Source organism: Flavobacterium dankookense, from assembly GCF_004362665.1.
GTDB classification, from domain to species: Bacteria; Bacteroidota; Bacteroidia; order Flavobacteriales; family Flavobacteriaceae; genus Flavobacterium; species Flavobacterium dankookense.
In genome coordinates, this window is record NZ_SNXR01000017.1 from 123,232 (window position 1) to 144,636 (window position 21,405).

15 protein-coding genes are annotated in these 21,405 nt (G+C 33.5%); 14 read left to right on the plus strand and 1 reads right to left on the minus strand.

Annotation, left to right across the window (positions count from 1 at the left end; all coding sequences use genetic code 11):
- Window positions 1–2: 2 nt before the first annotated feature.
- From carA to proC, 9 genes are all read left to right on the plus strand, one after another.
- On the plus strand, window positions 3–1,124 hold the full coding sequence (gene carA, locus BC748_RS12840; RefSeq protein WP_133533895.1) for a glutamine-hydrolyzing carbamoyl-phosphate synthase small subunit: 1,122 nt from the start codon (window positions 3–5) through the stop codon (window positions 1,122–1,124).
- A 272-nt stretch (window positions 1,125–1,396) separates the two neighbouring features.
- Window positions 1,397–2,689, plus strand: coding sequence for a phosphopyruvate hydratase (gene eno / locus BC748_RS12845; RefSeq protein ID WP_133533896.1), 1,293 nt, complete (start codon window positions 1,397–1,399; stop codon window positions 2,687–2,689).
- A 587-nt stretch (window positions 2,690–3,276) separates the two neighbouring features.
- Window positions 3,277–4,806, plus strand: coding sequence for a glutamine-hydrolyzing GMP synthase (guaA, locus tag BC748_RS12850; protein ID WP_133533897.1), 1,530 nt, complete (start codon window positions 3,277–3,279; stop codon window positions 4,804–4,806).
- Window positions 4,807–4,988: 182 nt separating this feature from the next.
- The gene (locus BC748_RS12855) at window positions 4,989–7,040 is read left to right on the plus strand and encodes a LysM peptidoglycan-binding domain-containing protein (RefSeq protein ID WP_133533898.1); all 2,052 of its coding nucleotides are present in this window, start codon (window positions 4,989–4,991) and stop codon (window positions 7,038–7,040) included.
- Window positions 7,040–7,444 carry an OsmC family protein gene (locus BC748_RS12860; protein WP_133533899.1) on the plus strand — a complete coding sequence of 135 codons (405 nt, stop codon included), beginning with the start codon at window positions 7,040–7,042 and terminating at the stop codon, window positions 7,442–7,444. The genes BC748_RS12855 and BC748_RS12860 overlap by 1 nt, the downstream gene beginning before the upstream one ends.
- A gap of 75 nt (window positions 7,445–7,519) precedes the next feature.
- Window positions 7,520–7,753, plus strand: coding sequence for a DUF3820 family protein (locus BC748_RS12865; RefSeq protein WP_133533900.1), 234 nt, complete (start codon window positions 7,520–7,522; stop codon window positions 7,751–7,753).
- Window positions 7,754–7,880: 127 nt separating this feature from the next.
- Window positions 7,881–9,491 carry a CTP synthase gene (locus tag BC748_RS12870; protein ID WP_133533901.1) on the plus strand — a complete coding sequence of 537 codons (1,611 nt, stop codon included), beginning with the start codon at window positions 7,881–7,883 and terminating at the stop codon, window positions 9,489–9,491.
- Window positions 9,492–9,532: 41 nt separating this feature from the next.
- Window positions 9,533–11,428 carry a membrane protein insertase YidC gene (gene yidC, locus BC748_RS12875; RefSeq protein ID WP_133533902.1) on the plus strand — a complete coding sequence of 632 codons (1,896 nt, stop codon included), beginning with the start codon at window positions 9,533–9,535 and terminating at the stop codon, window positions 11,426–11,428.
- A 72-nt stretch (window positions 11,429–11,500) separates the two neighbouring features.
- Window positions 11,501–12,301: a pyrroline-5-carboxylate reductase gene (gene proC / locus BC748_RS12880; RefSeq protein WP_133533903.1), complete on the plus strand. Its 801-nt coding sequence runs from the start codon at window positions 11,501–11,503 to the stop codon at window positions 12,299–12,301.
- 53 nt (window positions 12,302–12,354) lie between these two features.
- Here the strand turns inward: proC and BC748_RS12885 are convergent, their stop codons facing one another.
- A complete protein-coding gene (locus tag BC748_RS12885; RefSeq protein ID WP_133533904.1) occupies window positions 12,355–13,308 on the minus strand; it encodes a fasciclin domain-containing protein in 954 nt (317 codons plus the stop codon).
- A 284-nt stretch (window positions 13,309–13,592) separates the two neighbouring features.
- Here BC748_RS12885 and BC748_RS12890 point away from each other — a divergent pair, with 284 nt between their 5' ends.
- The 5 genes from BC748_RS12890 to BC748_RS12910 all read left to right on the plus strand — a co-directional run.
- Window positions 13,593–14,306, plus strand: a complete 714-nt coding sequence (locus BC748_RS12890; RefSeq protein WP_133533905.1) for a toxin-antitoxin system YwqK family antitoxin — start codon at window positions 13,593–13,595, stop codon at window positions 14,304–14,306.
- Window positions 14,307–14,369: 63 nt separating this feature from the next.
- The gene (gene mnmA, locus BC748_RS12895; protein WP_133533906.1) at window positions 14,370–15,557 is read left to right on the plus strand and encodes a tRNA 2-thiouridine(34) synthase MnmA; all 1,188 of its coding nucleotides are present in this window, start codon (window positions 14,370–14,372) and stop codon (window positions 15,555–15,557) included.
- A 25-nt stretch (window positions 15,558–15,582) separates the two neighbouring features.
- Window positions 15,583–17,202: a S8 family serine peptidase gene (locus BC748_RS12900; RefSeq protein WP_133533907.1), complete on the plus strand. Its 1,620-nt coding sequence runs from the start codon at window positions 15,583–15,585 to the stop codon at window positions 17,200–17,202.
- Window positions 17,202–18,140 (plus strand): NAD(P)H-dependent flavin oxidoreductase, encoded by a 939-nt coding sequence (locus tag BC748_RS12905; protein ID WP_133533908.1) that lies wholly within the window; start codon window positions 17,202–17,204, stop codon window positions 18,138–18,140. The genes BC748_RS12900 and BC748_RS12905 overlap by 1 nt, the downstream gene beginning before the upstream one ends.
- 359 nt (window positions 18,141–18,499) lie before the next feature.
- Window positions 18,500–21,405, plus strand: a 2,906-nt coding sequence (locus BC748_RS12910; protein WP_211338562.1) for a beta strand repeat-containing protein, incomplete at its 3' end; no start/stop codon positions are given.

Consider the following 21,405-nt stretch of genomic DNA (forward strand, 5'->3'; position numbering starts at 1 on the left):
AAATGAAATACACAACACGACCACAAGCACTACTACTACTAGCTGACGGAACCATTTTTTACGGAAAATCTATTGGAATTTCAGGAAAAACTTTTGGAGAAGTTTGCTTCAATACTGGAATGACAGGCTATCAAGAAATCTTTACCGATCCATCTTATTTTGGACAAATAATGGTTGCCACCAATCCACATATCGGAAATTACGGAGTAAACGCCGAAGAAGTAGAATCAGAAAAAATCATGATTTCTGGATTAGTTTGTAAAAATTTTAGTTTCAATCACTCTCGTCCAAATTCAGAAAGTAATCTATATGACTATTTCGAAAAACAAAATCTAATCTGTATTTCTGATGTTGATACAAGAGCTTTAGTGAGTTACATTCGCGATAATGGCGCGCAAAACGCAGTTATTTGCACCGATGGAACTCCAATCGACGAATTAAAAGAATTATTGATTAAGGTTCCAGATATGAAAGGTTTGGAATTAGCTTCAAAAGTTTCGGTTACTGAACCTTACTTTTTTGGTGATGAAAATGCTACTTATAAAATCTCAGCATTGGATTTAGGTATCAAAAGAAACATTCTAAGAAATCTAGCTAAAAGAGACTGTTACATAAAAGTTTTTCCATACAACGCAACTTTTGAAGAGTTGCAATCATTCAATCCAGATGGTTATTTCTTGTCAAATGGTCCAGGCGATCCTGAGCCTTTAGAAGGTGTGATTAATGTGGCAAAGCAAATCATTAATTCTGATAAACCTGTTTTTGGCATTTGTCTTGGGCATCAAATTATTGGTTTAGCAAATGGAATTTCTACCTATAAAATGTTCAACGGTCATCGTGGAATTAACCATCCAATTATGAATGTATTGAGTGGAAAAGGTGAAATAACATCTCAAAATCACGGTTTTGCCGTAAACAGAGAAGAACTTGAAAACCATGCTGATGTAGAAATTACACATTATCATTTGAATGACAATACCGTTGCTGGAATGCGAATGAAATCGAAGTCGTGTTTCTCGGTTCAATATCATCCTGAAGCAAGTCCTGGACCACACGATTCGTCGTATCTTTTTGATGAATTTGTTACCAATATCAAAAAAGCCAAAAGTTTACAAACGGTTTAAGGTTTATCATTTAGCCCCGATTGTAGTGGAAATCCTGTCATTGCGTTTCTAATTTTTGATGAGATTGCCTCGTTCCTCGCAATGACAGATTGAAACGAAAAGCGGGAAAATGGATTGCTGAAACTAACCAAGCCATTCACTTCATAAAAACTCAAAAACACTAAAACGTTTGCGTTAATAACATTAGCGAAAATTGTGAAATTGATAAAAAAAGATAGAATATATTTGTAATTATTCTTAAAACAAACCATAAAAATCTAATATCGTAAAATATGAGCATTATTATCAAAGTACATGCAAGACAAATTTTGGATTCAAGAGGAAATCCTACCATAGAAGTTGATGTTGTAACTGAAAACGGCGTTCTTGGTCGTGCTGCTGTTCCATCTGGAGCTTCAACAGGCGAACACGAAGCAGTTGAATTGCGCGACGGCGGAAAAGCGTTTATGGGAAAAGGCGTTTTGAAAGCGGTTGAAAATGTAAATACTAAAATTGCCCCTGAATTGTTAGGAGTTTCAGTTTTTGAACAAAACCATATCGATCAATTAATGATTGAATTGGATGCTACTCCAAATAAATCAAGTCTTGGAGCAAACGCAATTTTGGGAGTTTCGCTAGCTGTTGCAAAAGCAGCCGCTAATGAGTTAGGATTGCCTTTATATCGTTATATTGGTGGAGTTTCTGCTAATACTTTGCCTGTTCCAATGATGAACATAATCAATGGTGGTTCGCATTCTGATGCGCCAATTGCGTTTCAAGAGTTTATGATTATGCCAGTAAAAGCGACTTCTTTTACACACGCAATGCAAATGGGAACGGAGATTTTTCATAATCTTAAAAAAGTTTTACACGACAGACATCTTTCTACAGCGGTTGGTGATGAAGGTGGTTTTGCACCAAACTTAGCTGGCGGAACAGAAGATGCTTTAGATACAATTAAAAAAGCGGTTGAAAACGCAGGTTATAAATTTGGAGACGAAATTATGATTGCTCTAGATTGCGCTGCTTCAGAATTTTATGTAGACGGAAAATACGATTACACAAAATTTGAAGGTGCAACTGGAAAAGTTAGAACATCAAGAGAGCAAGCTGAATACTTAGCTTCTTTAGCTGCCAATTATCCAATTATTTCTATCGAAGACGGAATGTATGAAGACGATTGGGAAGGTTGGAAATATTTGACTGAATTAATTGGAAATAAAACGCAATTAGTTGGTGACGATTTGTTTGTAACGAATGTGCAACGTTTAGCAACTGGAATTGAAAAAGGAATTGCTAACTCTATTTTAGTAAAAGTAAATCAAATTGGAACACTGACTGAAACAATTGCTGCTGTAAATATGGCACATAATGCTGGTTATACATCTGTAATGTCACACCGTTCAGGAGAAACTGAAGATAACACAATTGCTGATTTAGCGGTTGCATTGAATTGTGGACAAATAAAAACTGGTTCAGCATCGCGTTCAGATCGTATGGCAAAATACAATCAATTACTTCGTATTGAAGAAGAATTAGGAAATACAGCTTATTTTCCTGGAGTAAAAGCTTTTAAACAGAAGTAGTAAAAAGGAAAGATAAATTTATATTTATAAATAAAAAAAGGGTAAACATTTGTTTACCCTTTTATGGTTTTAAAATAACAGATAGTGATGATACTGTCATTTTTCAACCAGTATTTTAAATAAAATCAATTGTTTTAATTCTGATGTAAATTTATAATTCTTTTCTCTGCAACGTTAATTATTGAGCGCTATATAAACTATACATTCCAATAAAAGTGTTCGTTAAAAAACTCAGTTTGCCTATACTTGTACTATACAGACAAGTAGGTATTTTATTGTAAACTAGTTTTTTAGAATGTAAATTATTCATTTTTTGTTGATGATAATAAGTTATGTGTTATTCAATTTAAATTGAGGATCAAAAAAATCATTTTTGGCTTTTTTTCATTGTCCATATATTTCTAAATCATAGTATAGTAATCTTTTTTTAAGGTGAAATTACAATAGCATAACTTGTTTTAATGCCATATTTTGCTCTTTTAATTGTACATTTGCACTTTAATTTTTTGAAATGATTTTATTTTCTTGAAATTAAAAACAACTAACTAACAAACAACACTTTTTGCAAAATCAATACTATTTTGTCTATGCAACACAACGTACTTATTTTAGATTTCGGCTCGCAATACACACAACTTATTGCTCGTCGCGTTCGCGAATTAAATATATTCTGCGAAATTTTCCCTTTTAACAACTATCCATCTGATTTGTCGTCTTACAAAGCCGTTATTCTCGGCGGAAGTCCTTATTCGGTTAGATCTGAAGATGCCTTGCAAATTGATTTATCTGAAATTAGGGGTAAAATTCCATTGCTTGCTGTTTGCTATGGCGCGCAATATTTAGCTCATTTTTCTGGTGGAGAAGTTGCAGCATCTAACATTAGAGAATATGGAAGAGCTAATTTGTCTTATATTAAAGATGATGAAGATTTTCTTGATGAAGTCGCTTTGAACAGCCAAGTATGGATGAGTCATAGTGATACAATTAAAAAATTACCAACCAACGGAATTCGACTAGCTAGCACAAAAGATGTAGAAAATGCTGCGTATAAAATAGAAGGTGAAACTACCTATGCCATTCAATTTCATCCCGAAGTGTATCATTCTGTTGATGGAAAACAAATTTTAGAAAATTTTTTGGTAAAAATAGCCAAAGTAGAACAGACATTTACACCCAACGCTTTTGTTGATGATTGCGTAAGGGATTTGCGTGCAAAAGTAAAAGATGACAAAGTGGTTCTCGGACTTTCAGGTGGAGTAGACTCCACTGTAGCGGCAGTTTTATTGCACAAAGCAATTGGAAAAAATCTCTATTGTATCTTTGTTAATAATGGTTTACTACGCAAAAATGAATTTGAAAATGTATTGAACCAATACAAGGGAATGGGTTTAAATGTAAAAGGAGTTGATGCTTCTGAACGTTTTCTCTCTGCTCTTGATGGTATTGAAGAACCAGAAGCTAAACGAAAAGCCATTGGACGTGTTTTTATAGAAGTTTTTGATGATGAAGCACACCAAATCGAAGATGTAAAATGGTTAGCACAAGGAACAATTTATCCTGATGTTATTGAGTCTATTTCAGTAAAAGGACCAAGCGCAACGATTAAATCGCATCACAACGTTGGAGGATTACCAGATTATATGAAACTACAAATTGTTGAGCCATTACGAATGCTTTTCAAAGATGAAGTAAGACGTGTTGGAAAAACATTAGGGATTGACGCAGAACTTCTAGGCAGACATCCATTTCCAGGTCCAGGATTGTCTATAAGAATACTTGGAGCAATTACTCCAGAGAAAGTTAGAATCCTACAAGAAGTAGATTTTGTATTTATCGAAGGATTAAAATCACACGGATTATATGATAAAGTTTGGCAAGCTGGTGCAATTCTTTTACCTGTAAATAGCGTAGGAGTAATGGGCGATGAACGAACTTATGAAAAAGTTGTAGCATTAAGAGCTGTAGAGTCAACTGATGGAATGACAGCCGATTGGGTTCATTTGCCTTATGATTTTTTGATGAAAATCTCAAACGAAATAATTAATAAAGTGAAAGGTGTTAATAGAGTTGTTTATGATATTAGCTCAAAACCACCTGCAACCATCGAATGGGAATAGTTTTTGGAATGAATTTTGTTAAAGAATTAATTAGTAAGTTTTGTTAAAATTTATAGTTTAAATTCTTACTTTTGGTTAACATAATTGTTTATAACAAAAGACAATTATCTATGTTCATCAAAAAAAATGAATTAAATTTAACTCAAAATTAAAATAGAATGTTAATTCTAAAAAGTAAGTTCATGAAAAACAAAATTCTTTTTTCACTGCTTTTTGCTTTGTTGAGTATTTCAGTAACTACTGCAGCCAAACAAGAAAAATATATAAAGCACACTGTTGAAAAAGGCGATACAGTAAATATTTTAGCTCAAAAATATAACGTAACACCGTATGATATTTTTAGGTTAAATCCGGATTCTCAAAACGGTATACAACTGAATACGGTTTTGTTAATTCCGCCATCAACTGTTGTTTCATCAACTGGAGTTCCAAAAATTACTCCAGCAGTTTCTAAGCAAACCACGCATTTGGTTCAGCCAAAAGAAACATTATTTAGTTTGTCTAGAAAATACAATGTTCCTGTTGATGTTATCAAAAATGCTAACGTGGAATTGTTAAAAGATGGTTTGAAAATTGGTCAAAATGTAGTTATTCCTGCTTCAGGCATTTTAAGTCAAGAAACATATGAAAAACCACCTGTTGAAAAACCAATTTCCAAACCAATAGAAATAACTAAATCTACTGTAAAATCGGAACCAAAAGAAGTTGTAAAACCAACTAACTCTGATGAAAATACAATTTATCACACCGTAGAACCAAAAGAAACTAAGTTTGGAATTTCAAAAAAATATGGAATTACCATTGAAGCATTAGAAAAATTAAATCCTCAAATTGTTTCAGGTTTGCCAATAGGAGCGAAACTTCTAATTTCTGGTAAAAGAAATAATACAGTAGTTGAAAAACCAATTGTTTCAAAATCAGAACCAATAAAAGAAACGGTTTCTACAAAAAAATATCTCCAAGAGTATGTTGTTCGTTCCCAAGAAACGATTTATAGTATTTCTAAAGATAATGGAATCTCTGAACAAGAACTGATTAATTTGAATCCTGAACTGAAGAAAGGAGTAAAACTAGGAATGATACTTCGTGTTCCAATGTCAAATAAATCAGAAGATAAGTCAGTTAAAAGCTTGCCGAAAATAACTAGTTTGTCTAAAAATTTCAATAGCAATGAAAAGAAACAACTCGTAATGTTGTTGCCCTTTAATCTTTCTAAAATTGAAAGTGATACTGTAAATTCTACTCAAGCAAGATTGAAAAAAGATAAATTTCTAAACATGACTTTAGATTTTTATTCTGGAGCATTGATGGCAATTGATTCTGCAAAAACGTTAGGAATGAATTTTGATATCCAAATTCATGACTCACAAGAGACAAAAAATTCTTCAAGCGTTGCAACAATCATCCAGCAAAATAAATTGGAAAAAACCGATGCAATTATTGGTCCATTTTATCAAAGTAATGTAGAAAAATTGGCTGAGCTTTTAGAGGGTTATAATACGCCTGTAATTTCTCCAATGTCCAATCAAGTTGGTAAAAGTTATAAAAATTTATATCAAGCAATGCCAAGTTCAGAACAATTAAAATCGTCAATATTTGATTTTATGCGGACTAAAAATGGAAATATTGTTGCCATTGTAGATTCTAAAAAAGCAAGTATTTCGCAATATTTAATTGATAGACAAAAAGATGTGAAATTAGTTGGACTTACTGAAAAAGGAACATTGGTTTCCGATAGCTTGTTTGTGAAATTGGATAAAGATAAAATGAATTACATTATTTTATCATCTGAACGAACAGGAATGATTTTAGGTGCGACTAACGCCATGATTAGTGCTCAACGAAATTATCAAGTGCAAATGGTCATTATTGAAGAAAATGAAACATTAGATTTTGAAGAAATTCCACTAAATCGATTAGCAAAATTAAAGATGATGTATCCTTCGCTATCAAAACCGAACGAAACACCAGAAGCTGTTCAATTCGATATGAAGTATAAAAAAATAAATAAGGTTTTGCCTAACCAATTCGCCATAAGAGGTTTTGATGTGACTTTTGATACTTTAATGCGATTGTCACAAGAAAAATCATTTGAAGAAACAATTCAAAGTTCGGCTTCAGAACAAATAGAAAATAAATTTGATTACATTTCTAATTCAGACTCGGGTTATACTAATAAAGGCGTTTACATTCTTCAGTATGAAGAAGATTTATCAATTACAGAAGCAAAATAATGGCAACATCTAAAATAACGTATCAAGGAGAACTCAGAACAACTTGTATTCACCTTCAATCGGGAACTGAAATTCTAACTGATGCACCAACAGATAATCACGGAAAAGGAGAAGCATTTTCCCCAACCGATTTAGTTGCCACAGCATTAGGAAGTTGTATGGTTTCTATAATGGCGATAAAAACAAGAGACTTAGATTTAGAACTAAAAGATTCAACGCTTGAAGTGACTAAAATCATGCAAGCTGAACCTAGAAAAATTGCAAAAATTGTAGTTGTTTTAAACATGTCAATCGCTACTTCAGATAAAAATAAAACTATTCTTGAAAGAGCAGCAATGACTTGTCCTGTTTTGTTGAGTTTGCATCCAGATATCGAAAAGGAAGTTACTATTAATTGGAAATGATTTAGAAAATAGAATATAGAGAATCGTAACAGGAAATCTTTTTTCTTTTCTCTCTGCTCTTTTCTCTTTAAAAAAATGGACGACCAACAAAAATCACTCATCAAACTCGCGCATACCAAAATGCCTTATGGCAAATATGAAGGCAAATATCTCATCGATTTACCAGAATATTATTTGGTTTGGTTGCACAACAATCGACTTCCAAAAGGGCAACTCGGCGAACAACTCAAACTCGTTTATGAACTTAAACTAAATGGTTTGGAAGATCTTATTCGCAATATTAAAAAGCAATATCCTAAGTCACATTAGTAGATTTTCAGATTAAAAGATTTACTGATTTTTATAACAATCCAACAATCTATTCGTCTAAAAATCCATTTTAAATTCTTATTTTTGCACCGATTTTTACAACAACACAACTACAACAAACAACAAAATGAATCAAACGAAATACATTTTTGTTACTGGTGGTGTGACTTCTTCCTTAGGAAAAGGAATTATCGCAGCATCGTTAGCAAAATTATTACAAGCTCGCGGTTACAGGACAACCATTCAAAAATTTGATCCTTACATCAATGTTGATCCTGGAACTTTAAATCCCTATGAACACGGCGAATGTTTCGTAACCGATGATGGTGCAGAAACCGATTTGGATTTAGGTCATTATGAGCGTTTTTTAAATGTGCCAACTTCACAAGCCAATAACGTAACTACAGGAAGAGTTTATCTTTCGGTTATTGAAAAAGAACGAAGAGGCGAATTTCTTGGAAAGACTGTTCAAGTTGTTCCTCATATTACTAACGAAATTAAGGAAAGAATGCAATTGCTTGGAAAATCTGGCGATTTTGACATTGTAATTACTGAAATTGGTGGAACGGTTGGAGATATCGAATCGTTGCCTTATATCGAATCGGTTCGTCAATTAGTATGGGAATTAGGCGAAAATAATGGAATTGTTATCCATTTGACGTTGGTTCCATATCTTTCGGCGGCAGGCGAATTGAAAACAAAACCAACACAACATTCCGTAAAAACATTAATGGAAAGTGGAATCAAAGCTGATATTTTAGTTTGTAGAACCGAACATGAATTATCAGATGATTTACGTCAAAAATTGGCGTTGTTTTGTAATGTTAAACGAGAAGCAGTAATTCAATCCATTGATGCTTCTACGATTTATGAAGTGCCTAACTTGATGCTAGAGGAAGGTTTGGATATTGTAGCATTAAAAAAACTAAACTTACCAAAAAAAGCAGCTCCCGATTTAAAAAATTGGAATACTTTTCTTCATCGATTAAAGCATCCAAAACAAACGGTTAATGTTGGTTTGGTTGGAAAATACGTTGAGCTACAAGATTCATATAAATCTATTCTAGAAGCATTTATTCATGCTGGCGCAGCCAATCAGACAAAAGTCAATGTAGTTTCTATTCACTCGGAATATTTAGATGCCAATTCGGCAGAAGAACAACTGAAAAATCTTGATGGCATATTAGTTGCTCCCGGATTTGGAGGTCGTGGAATTGAAGGAAAAATTGATACGGTTCGTTATGCTCGTGAAAATAATATTCCATTTTTTGGAATTTGTCTTGGGATGCAAATGTCTGTAATTGAATACGCAAGAAATGTTGTAAAACTCAAAGATGCCAATTCAACCGAAATGAATGAAGAGACAACGTTTCCTGTAATTTCTATAATGGAAGAACAAAAAAATATTACAGACAAAGGCGGAACGATGCGTCTTGGCTCTTGGAAATGTGATCTAAAAGACGGAAGTTTGGCAAATAAAATTTATGGTAAAACACAAATTGAAGAGCGTCATCGTCATCGTTATGAATACAATAATAAGTATAGAGAACAATTAGAAAATGCCGGATTAATAGCCTCTGGAGTAAACCCAGAAACAGGTTTGGTAGAAATCATAGAGCTAGAAAATCATCCGTTTTTTATCGGAGTTCAATACCATCCAGAATATAAAAGTACAGTTGCAAATCCACATCCAATTTTTGTTAGCTTTGTGGCCGCAATGGTTAAAAATAAAAAATAATGTTGCTTAAAGCTTATTGCTTATAGCTCAAATAGATACTAATGGAAAAAAAGAAATTTGATTTAAATTCAGTTATTGGTTTTGCTTTAATTTTTGGAATTATCCTATGGATGATGTACAATAACAGCGAATCAGAACTAAAAGAGCAACAAGAAAAAGCAAAGCAAGAGAAAATAGATAAAGCCAATAAGAAAAAAGAAGTTGCAACGAAAGAAGTTCTTTCTGCAGTTACAGATACTACAGTTAGCGATACAGTAAAACTCCAAAAATTAGCTGGTGCTTTGGGAAGTTTTGCTTATTCTGCAACATTACCTTCGGCAAAAGAGAGTTTTACAACTATAGAAAATAATCTTGTAAAGTTGACTATTGCGAACAAAGGTGGATATATTTCTGAGGCAATTTTAAAAGATTATAAAAAATTCGAAAAAAATTCTGGACAATTAGTTGAGTTGATTAAAAACAATAACGCTAATTTTAATCTTGAACTTCAAACAAAAGACAATCGAGTTCTAAATACAAAAGACTTATTCTTTGAGCCAACCGTAACTAAAAATGGGGAAGATCAAATTCTTTCTATGAAGTTAAAAGCTGGTCCTAATGAATTTTTAGAATACAAATATGTTCTAAAAGCTAAAGACTACATGCTTGATTTTGATGTTCGCTCACAAGGTTTGAGCAAAGTTTTGAATACATCGAAAAATGCCGATTTACAGTGGGATTTAAAAACGTATCGCAACGAGAAAAGCATATCTTATGAAAACCGTTATGCTGAATTGTATTATGAAAATGATGGAAAAGTTGACTATGCAGGATTAGGAAAACAAGAAGATGAAACGTTAGAAAAAGCCACTTTTATTGCATACAAACAACACTTTTTCAGTTCAATTTTATTGTCACAAACGCCAATTGAAAACGTAAAAGTAAGCTCAACTGATTTAGTTAACGATGCTAAAATTGATACGGTTTTTACGAAGCAATTTAAAACAACATTGCCATTAGCTTTTAAAAATGGTGAGTTAGATTATAAAATGAATTGGTATATCGGTCCAACGGATTACAAAATTCTAAATACTTATGACAAAAATATCGAAGACATTGTTCCATTAGGTTGGGGAGTTTTTGGTTGGATAAATAAATTAATTTTTATTCCATTATTTGGTTTCCTAAGTACATTCATGGGATTAGGAATTGCCATTATAATCTTTACGATTATTATAAAAATTGCCATGTCACCAATTACATTCAAATCGTTTTTGTCACAAGCAAAAATGAAAGTATTGCGACCTGAAATTATGGAACTTGGAGAAAAATTCGCAAAAGATCCAATGAAGAAACAACAAGAAACAATGAAGCTGTATAACAAAGCTGGTGTAAATCCTATGGCTGGTTGTATTCCTGCGTTGATTCAGTTGCCTTTTATGTATGCTTCCTTTCAGTTTTTCCCTTCGGCAATCGAATTAAGACAAAAAGGTTTCCTTTGGGCTGACGACTTATCTTCATTTGACCAAGTTGCAAAATTGCCATTCAATATTCCATTATATGGTGATCATGTTAGTTTGTTCCCAATTCTTGCTGCCATTGCTATTTTCTTTTATATGAAAATGACTTCTGGCGATCAAGTAATGGCACAACCAGCGCAAGAAGGAATGCCAGATATGGCAAAAATCATGAAAATTATGATTTATGTTTCGCCTGTAATGATGTTGATATTTTTCAACAGTTATGGATCTGGATTGAGTTTGTATAACTTTATTTCTAACTTAATTACCATCGGAATTATGTTAGTTATCAAAAAATATTTTATCAATAGCGATAAAATTCATGCTCAAATTCAAGAGAATAAAACCAAACCAAAAACCGAAAGCAAATTCCAAAAGAAGATGAGAGAAATGATGGAACAAGCTGAAGAGCAAAAGAAATTGAATAAAAAGAAATAAAATTACTTTCTAAATACAAAACGCTGTTTAAAAATATTATCTTTAAACAGCGTTTTTTTATACATTATAGTTATGAGAGTTTTAATTATCGGTTACGGAAACATGGGGAAAACCTATGCTAATAGTTTTATAAGTTCACGATTTATAAAACCAGAAGACATTTTTGTTTTATTACGAAGTGAGACCAATTTTTTTATTGAAAGTCAAATTCCAAGAGCTAATTTTTCAAATAGCTTTTATGAAATAATTGGTGATTTTGATATTGTTATTCTAGCTGTTAAACCTCAAGATTTTGATGCTTTAGCACAGACGATAAAACCATTTTTAAAACAAAATCAAATTTTATTCTCCGTAATGGCTGGAATAACCTTGAATAGTTTAGAAGAGCAATTAGCTTGTTCAAAAATTGTTCGTTCTATGCCTAATATTCCAACCCAAATCGGAATGGGAATGACCGTCTTTACAGCTTCGGCAAATGTGGATAGAAAAGAATTATTCATCATCCAAAACTTAATAAACACGACAGGAAAATCGGTTTATGTAGAAAATGAAAAACTAATTGATGCTGCTACAGCCATTTCAGGAAGTGGACCAGCTTATGTTTTCTATTTTATGCAATCGATGATAAAAGCGGCTGTTGATTTGGGTTTCAACGAATCGGAAGCCGAGCTACTAGTCAATCAAACGTTTATGGGTTCAGTAGCTATTCAAAATAGTTATTCGTTATCCAATGAAGAATGGATTAAAAAAGTGGCTTCCAAAGGCGGAACAACCGAAAGTGCTCTACAAGTTTTTGAAAAAGGAATGCTTCAAGATGTCATTGTAAACGCAGTAAAAGCGGCAAACAATAGAGCTATTGAATTAGGTAAATAAAAAAAGCGCAACTCTTTCAAGTTACGCTTTAGGCTTTTCATAGCAATTTTTAATTAGTTGAAAGCTGGTATTAGTACACCATCAACTGCATGTATTATTCCATTAGAACACTGTACATCTTTTACAATAATTGTCTTGTTTGTAGCGGAAGCATCATCAATTGAAACTCCAGTAATTGAAAATGAATTACCAGTAAATAGAGTGCCAATTTGACCAGTTGGAATTGCATTTGAAAGCACGTTAACGCCGCCAACTACATGGTACTTTAATAAATTAGTTTTGTTATCCGATGTTAATGAACCATAAACACCTTCAACAGCTGGTGTAAATGCACTGTTTATAGGGGCAAAAACAGTAAACGGTGAACTAACAGTACCGTCTAGAGTTGGTACTAATCCTTGCGCTGATAAAAGACCTACTAAATCCGTGAAATTATCATTTGCTAAAGCGTGATCTACAATTGTTGGTAATGTAATAACTTCATCTACTAAATGAATTACTCCATTAGAAGCAATGATATTAAAAGTTGTACCGTTTGTGGTTGTAATTACGCTTGAACTACCGTTAAGAGTAACTCCGCCTGTTGTGTCTACAAACATACTTAATGTATTTGTTGCAGAAGCTGCACCTTTTCCTAGAGTTTTGATATAAGAGTCATCGGTTAGGCCTGAAGATTGTACTGCTCCACTCACAACATGATTAAGTAATAATTCTCTAAGAGCAGGAATTTCAGCATCAGTTAAATCATCTATTGCAGCAGCAGTATAACCAGCATCGATGAAGGCTTGGTTTGTTGGAGCAAATACAGTAAATGGTCCTGCTGTTTGTAAATCATCTGCTAATCCAGCTTTGGTTAAGGCTTTAACCAATAAAGATAAATCAGGTGTTCTTAATGCAAGGCCAGTTACAGTATTGTCGACTGGAGTTGAATTGTTGTCATCATCTGAACATGAGAACATTGTTAAAGCGATAGTCGCAATAGCCATTTTTTTGATTAAATTTTTCATAGTTTTTTTGTTTTAATGTTTTTTCAAAAGTATAAAATTTTGTTTAACAAAAAACACCTAATCTTAAACAAAGTAAACATTTATTAAAAATTTAACATTTTTGTTTAACTGTATATCAGTGCTTTATGTTTTTTATACTTGAATTTATTGGTGTTTGATTTTTTAGGGCTTGAATTTTGCTTAAACAAAAAAAGACTAAATTTTATATTTTGTTTAAAATACTAATTACATGTTTTTTGCGTTATGATTAATGAACTATTTTTGTCACTCTTAAATTTAAAACTATGAAATACTTTTTTGTCTTCTTCTTATTGACATCATCATTATTTTCACAAGAATATAATAAACTTGATTCCGACGGAAAAAAACATGGTCTTTGGAAAGGTGTTCACGAAGAATCGCAAAGACCTAGATATGAAGGAACTTTTAATCACGGTAAAGAAGTTGGAGTATTTAAATATTTTGATGATACCAAAGCTGGAACTGTTATCGCTATAAGAGAGTTTAATGCCAAAGACAATTCGTGTTATGTGATTTTCTACAATCAGCAAAGTATGAAAGTAAGCGAAGGAAAGGTAGTTGATAAGAAATTTGAAGGCGAATGGAAATACTATCATTTTAACTCACCTGAAATAATGACGTTAGAGTTCTATAAAAATGGTAAGCTAGAAGGTGTTAGAAAAGTATATTATAGAAATGGAGTAATTGCAGAAGAAACTACTTATGTCAATGGTGAAAAAAATGGTTCATATAAAAGTTATGCAGAAAACGGAGTTGTTCTTGAAGAAAGTAGCTATAAAAATGGGCAATATGAAGGCAAAGCTATTTTTAGAAACGGAACAAATAATGTAGTTTCTGAAGGGATTTTTAAAAATGGTAAAAAAGTTGGGATTTGGAAAGTTGCTGATAAAAATGGAGAACTGAAAGATGTCAACATGAACAAACAAGGCAAGAAATTCCAAAAAAGAGTTAAACCTTTAGACAAAACCCAAAATTAGCGTAATTTTGCATCTCCTTTGATCGTAGGTCAAAGGGAAAGAAATTAATTTTTTTGGTGTAAAATGAAACGAGTTGTTGTTGGACTTTCTGGAGGTGTTGATTCGAGTGTTGCTGCTTATCTTTTAAAAGAACAAGGCTATGAAGTCATAGGTCTTTTTATGAAAAATTGGCACGATGATTCGGTAACTATTTCTAACGAATGTCCTTGGCTCGAAGACAGTAACGATGCTTTATTGGTTGCCGAAAAATTAGGTATTCCATTTCAAACAGTCGATTTAAGCGAGCAATACAAAGAAAAGATCGTGGACTATATGTTCAGCGAATATGAAAAAGGAAGAACTCCAAATCCTGATGTATTGTGCAATCGCGAGATAAAATTTGATGTTTTCATGAAAATCGCTTTAAGTCTTGGTGCAGATTTCGTCGCAACAGGTCATTATTGCCGAAAAGGAACAATCGAAAAAGACGGAAACGATGTATATCAATTGCTAGCCGGAATTGACGGAAACAAAGATCAATCGTATTTTTTATGTCAATTATCGCAAGAACAACTTTCTAAAGCCTTGTTTCCAATTGGTGAATTGACCAAACCTCAAGTTCGTGAAATTGCTTCTAAATTAGATTTAATTACTGCCGAAAAACGCGATTCTCAAGGATTGTGTTTCATTGGAAAAGTTCGTTTACCTGAGTTTTTACAACAGCAATTGCAACCTAAAGAAGGTTTGATTTATGAAATAAATGCTGACAATACTATTTATAATCAAGAAGTTCCGCTGTTTAATTCACTCGAAGAAAAATTGGCTTTCGAAGCAAATGGAATTTCTTATTTACCAGAAAACGGAAAAGTAGTAGGAAAACACCAAGGTGCGCATTATTTTACCATTGGACAACGAAAAGGACTGAATGTTGGCGGAACAAAAGAAGCACTTTTTATCATTGCAACTGATGTAAAATCGAATATTATTTATACTGGACAAGGAGCAAATCATCCTGGATTATTCAAAAAAACATTAAAAGTTTTACCATCTGAAATTCATTGGATTAGAGAAGATTTAGCGCTCAAAAATGGAGAAACTCTCGAAGTAATGGCGCGAATTCGTTACCGACAAGAATTGCAAAAAGCAACATTGCATCATTTTGAAAGTGGATTGTATGTTTCATTTGAAAAACCGCAATCAGCTATTACAGAAGGACAGTTTGTGGCATGGAATATTGGTGACGAATTAGTTGGTTCAGGAGTAATTTCGTAATTTAGTGCTTTCAAAAACGAAAGCTATGAAAAAAATCGTTTTAATTCTTCTGATTTTCTTATCACAAAACATGTTTTCTCAAGAAGATGCTTGGGTTTATTTTATTGATAAACCCAATGCGCAATTCTATTTTGACAATCCGTTAGAAATGCTTTCGCAAAGAGCATTAGACAGAAGAGCAAATCAAAATATTGATTTAGATATAAAAGATATTCCAATTCATCAAGACTATGTTGATGAAATAACTGCTTCAGAAGGAATTGAAGTAAAAGCTAGATCAAAATGGTTTAACGCAGTTCATGTTCGTGGTTCGATTTCCGCTATTGAAGCATTGGCGAATTTAGTATTTGTTGACACTATTCAATTTGCTGATAGAAGTTTAAATCAATCCAATAGAAAATCAAATGCCAAAAAAGTTAGAGCAGTAAATAAACAATTGGATGCGCAAGAGAATTTTGTTTACGGAAATTCATCGAATCAAATTGAAATGCTTAATGGACATTTACTTCACCAACAGGATTATACCGGAACAGGTAAGATTATAGCTGTTATGGATTCGGGTTTTCCAAATGTAAATACGGCTTCATCGTTTCAAAGGTTGCGAGATAACAATCAAATTCTTGGTGGATATAATTTTGTTGATAGAAATAATGATTTTTATACAAGAAATCAACACGGAACTTTGGTATTTTCATTAATTGCAGGTTTTGTTGAAAATGAATTGGTTGGAACTGCGCCAAACGCAAATTATTACCTATTTATAACCGAAGATGTAGCTACTGAAAATCCGGTTGAAGAAAGTTATTGGGTAGAAGCTGCTGAGGTTGCGGACAGTCTTGGAGTTGATGTTATTAACACGTCTTTGGGTTATTACACTTATGATAATCCGAATTATAGTTATACTTATAATGATATGAATGGAAACACTTCATTTATATCAAAAGGAACTGATATAGCTTTTAGTCGTGGGATGATTTGTGTTACTAGTGCAGGAAATTCAGGAAATGGTGCAAATCCAAATATTTCTGTTCCAGCTGATGCTGCTAATTCATTTACAATAGGTTCTGTAAAATTTGATGAAAGTTATTCTTCATTTAGTTCTATCGGACCAACATTTGATGGAAGAATAAAACCGGATGTTATGGCTCAAGGGCAAAATCCATTTTATTCAAATACAGCAGGAGTTGTAACTAATTCATCAAGCGGGACTTCGTTTTCTTCGCCAATAATGGCTGGAATGATTGCTAGTTTTTGGCAAGCTATTCCTTGGGCAACTAATCAGCAAATAGTAGATTTTGTTCGTCAGTCGGCAGATAGATTTTCAGCTCCAACACCACAATTTGGTTATGGAATTCCAGATTTTCAATTGGCTTTAGATATTGCACAACTTTCAATTGGAGAAAATAGTCAAAGTCATTTTTCGTTGTATCCAAATCCGATGGAAGACCAGTTAAATATTCTACTTTCAACCGATTCTGAGGAAATAAAGTTTCAACTTTTTAATACGCTAAGTCAAAAAGTAATAGATACTTTCATAAATAGTACCAACAATTCAATTTCCACATCCGAATTACAAAATGGAATTTATTTCTATAGAATTGAACATAAAAACACCATTCAAACAGGTAAAATAATTAAGATTTAATGAATAGGATTACGCAACTTTTCAATATAAAATATCCAATAATTCAAGGCGGAATGATTTGGAATAGTGGTTACAAGTTAGCTAGCGCAGTAAGTAATGCTGGTGGTTTAGGATTAATTGGTGCAGGTTCAATGTATCCTGATGTTTTGAGAGAACACATCCAAAAATGCAAAAAAGCTACTGATAAACCATTTGGTGTGAATGTTCCAATGTTGTATCCAAATATTGAGGAAATCATCCAAATTATTATTGATGAAGGAGTAAAAATTGTGTTTACATCTGCTGGAAATCCAAAAATTTGGACAGATCATTTAAAATCTCACGGAATTACGGTTGTTCATGTGGTTAGTAGTTCAAAGTTTGCATCAAAAGCAGAAGAAGCAGGAGTTGATGCTGTTGTTGCAGAAGGTTTCGAAGCTGGCGGACACAATGGAAGAGAAGAAACAACCACTTTTACTTTAATTCCAATGGTAAAAGAACAAATTTCAATTCCATTAATAGCTGCGGGAGGAATTGCAACAGGAAAAGGAATGTTGGCAGCTATGGTTCTTGGTGCTGATGGAGTTCAAATGGGTTCACGATTTGTAGCTTCTGTGGAAAGTTCGGCGCATGATAATTTCAAGCAAACCGTTATCGAGACTAAAGAAGGTGACACGCAATTAACATTGAAAGAATTGGCACCAGTTCGATTAATAAAGAATAAATTTTATAATGATGTGCAAGAATTATATTCAAAATGTCCGTCAAAAGAAGATTTGGAAACTTTACTTGGAAAAAGACGTGCAAAAAGAGGAATGTTTGAAGGAGATTTGGTTGAAGGTGAACTAGAGATTGGACAAATTGCCGGATTAATTCATGAAATAAAATCAGTAGAAGAAATAATCAAGAGCGTAATGATTGAATTTGAAGAAGCAAAAAGTAAAATTCAGAATTTATAAGTTATTTTATTAATAATTGTAATTGTTAGCGAGAGATTTACGTCATAACTTGTTAACAATTTTTTATTTTTTGACTGTATGTTAAATTATTAATAACTGATTTTTTTAAACTGTTTTTTTTATAACTAATTATTTATCAATTAAATGAAATCAATTTCGAGGAATTTATAGTTGTTAATAATGTTGATTATTTTGTTTATAACAATTTAATAACTCAAATTCTGCGTGAAAAATTCTGTGTAATATAGTTGTGACAATTTTTACTTTGGTGAAATCTATAATTTAGTGTCATTTTGATTATTTCTAAATGAGCTTTTGCAAAAGTTTTCAATCATGAAGAGTTGTTTAACTTTTAGCCCATGAGAATTTTTACAATAAAAAAGCATTTTTTTTCAATTATCATTCTATTTGCTTTCCTTATAGGAAGTTCAACTCATGTTGTAGCTCAATGTCCAACGATTATCAATACTAATCAATCCTTTTGTGATGTTCAATCGCCTACTGTTGCCAGTTTACAAGCTACAGATAATGGTGGAGGAATTCGATGGTATGCAACTGCGAATTCTACAACAGCACTTTCTAATGCTACAATTTTAGCTAATGGTGAAGATTACTTTGCTGATGATGCAACAGGAACTTGTGGTGTTAGACAAAGTGTAACGGTTACTATTTATTCGGCGCCAACTGGAGCTAACTTTCAAGGTGTTTGTGTTACGAGTTTAACTCAAGCAACAATACTAAATCCACAATTTTCGATTACTGGTGTTGGTTTAAAATGGTACACTGTTCCTTTTGGTGGAATTGCAATTTCAAATTCAACAATTTTAAACGATAATACAATTTATTATATAAGTCAAACTAATCCTGATACAGGTTGTGAAACTTCACGATTATCGGTGTTTGTGAATGTTGGATTGGTTCCAGTGCCAACAGGTGATGCTGTTCAAGAATTTTGTAATGATTCTGGAAATCCGCCAACTATTGCAGATTTAGTTGCGTCTGGAAATAATAATTGGTATTTAACATCCGATTTTGGAATTCCACTTGATCCTTCAACGCCATTGGTAAACGGTCAATTTTATTATGCAACAACGGTCGATCCACCATGTGAAAGCGATGATAGATTGGAGGTTTTGGTAAATATATATGAACCAAATGATGCAGGAAATGACGGTTCAAGGAGTATTTGTTCCAATCAAGTAACGACAACACCTTTATTTAATTTATATGATTTGCTTGGAGGAACACCTGATAATACAGGGGTTTGGTCTGGTCCAATTGTTACTACAAACGGATTTCAAGGTACTTTAGATGTTTCTTCAATGACCGAAGTTGGAAGTCCATATATTTTTACATATACCGTTTCATCAGCTTTGTGTGTAACAGATACATCCACTGTAACGATTACAATTTTACCATTACCAACGGCAAGTGTAACGGCCAATCCAAGTACTATTTGTGAAAACGGAACTACGACTTTAACGTTTACAGGAACACCAAATGCTACAGTAACGTATAACATCAATGGTGAAGCAAACCAAACAATAACCTTAAACGCAGCAGGAACAGCTACGATAGTAGTAAGTCCAACAGCAACAGGAACTATCAGTATAGTAAGTGTAGCAAGTTCAGGAACACCAAGTTGTATAAATCCACAAACGAGTAGTATTCCAATCACGGTTTTACCCTTACCAACGGCAAGTGTAACGGCCAATCCAACAACGATTTGTCAAAACGGAACTACGACTTTAACGTTTACAGGAACACCAAATGCAACAGTAACGTACAACATCAATGGTGGAGCAAACCAAACAATAACCTTAAACGCAGCAGGAACAGCTACGATAGTAGTAAGTCCAACGGCAACAGGAACAATCAATATAGTAAGTGTAGCCAGTTCCGGAACACCAAGTTGTATTAATCCACAAACGAGTAGCATTCCAATCACAGTTTTACCCTTACCAACAGCAAGTGTAACGGCCAATCCAACAACGATTTGTCAAAACGGAACCACGACTTTAACCTTTACTGGAACACCAAATGCTACGGTAACGTACAACATCAATGGAGGAACCAACCAAACAATAACACTAAACGCAGCAGGAACAGCCACAATATCAGTAAGTCCAACAGCAACAGGAACAATCAATATAGTAAGTGTAGCTAGTTCAGGAACACCAAGTTGTATAAATCCACAAACGAGTAGTATTCCAATCACGGTTTTACCCTTACCAACGGCAAGTGTAACGGCCAATCCAACAACGATTTGTCAAAACGGAACTACGACTTTAACGTTTACAGGAACACCAAATGCAACAGTAACGTACAACATCAATGGAGGAACCAACCAAACAATAACACTAAACGCAGCAGGAACAGCCACAATATCAGTAAGTCCAACCACAACAGGAACAATCAATATAGTAAGCGTAGCGAGTTCAGGAACACCAAGTTGTATCAATCCACAAACGAGTAGTATTCCAATCACAGTTTTACCCTTACCAACGGCAAGTGTAACGGCCAATCCAACAACGATTTGTCAAAACGGAACTACGACATTAACCTTTACAGGAACACCAAATGCAACAGTAACGTACAACATCAATGGTGGAACTAACCAAACGATAACACTAAACGCATCAGGAACAGCCACAATATTAGTAAGTCCAACCACAACAGGAACAATCAATATAGTAAGTGTAGCCAGTTCAGGAACACCAAGTTGTATCAATCCACAAACGAGTAGTATTCCAATCACAGTTTTACCCTTACCAACGGCAAGTGTAACGGCCAATCCAAGTACTATTTGTGAAAACGGAACAACGACATTAACCTTTACAGGAACACCAAATTCAACAGTAACGTACAACATCAATGGTGGAACCAACCAAACAATAACACTAAACGCAGCAGGAACAGCCACAATATCAGTAAGTCCAACGGCAACAGGAACAATCAATATAGTAAGTGTAGCAAGTTCAGGAACACCAAGTTGTATCAATCCACAAACGAGTAGCATTCCAATCACAGTTTTACCCTTACCAACAGCAAGTGTAACGGCCAATCCAACAACGATTTGTCAAAACGGAACAACGACATTAACTTTTACAGGAACACCAAATGCTACGGTAACTTACAATATCAATGGTGGAACCAACCAAACGATAACATTAAACGCAGCAGGAACAGCTACGATAGTAGTAAGTCCAACAGCAACAGGAACTATCAATATAGTAAGCGTAGCAAGTTCAGGTAATCCAAGTTG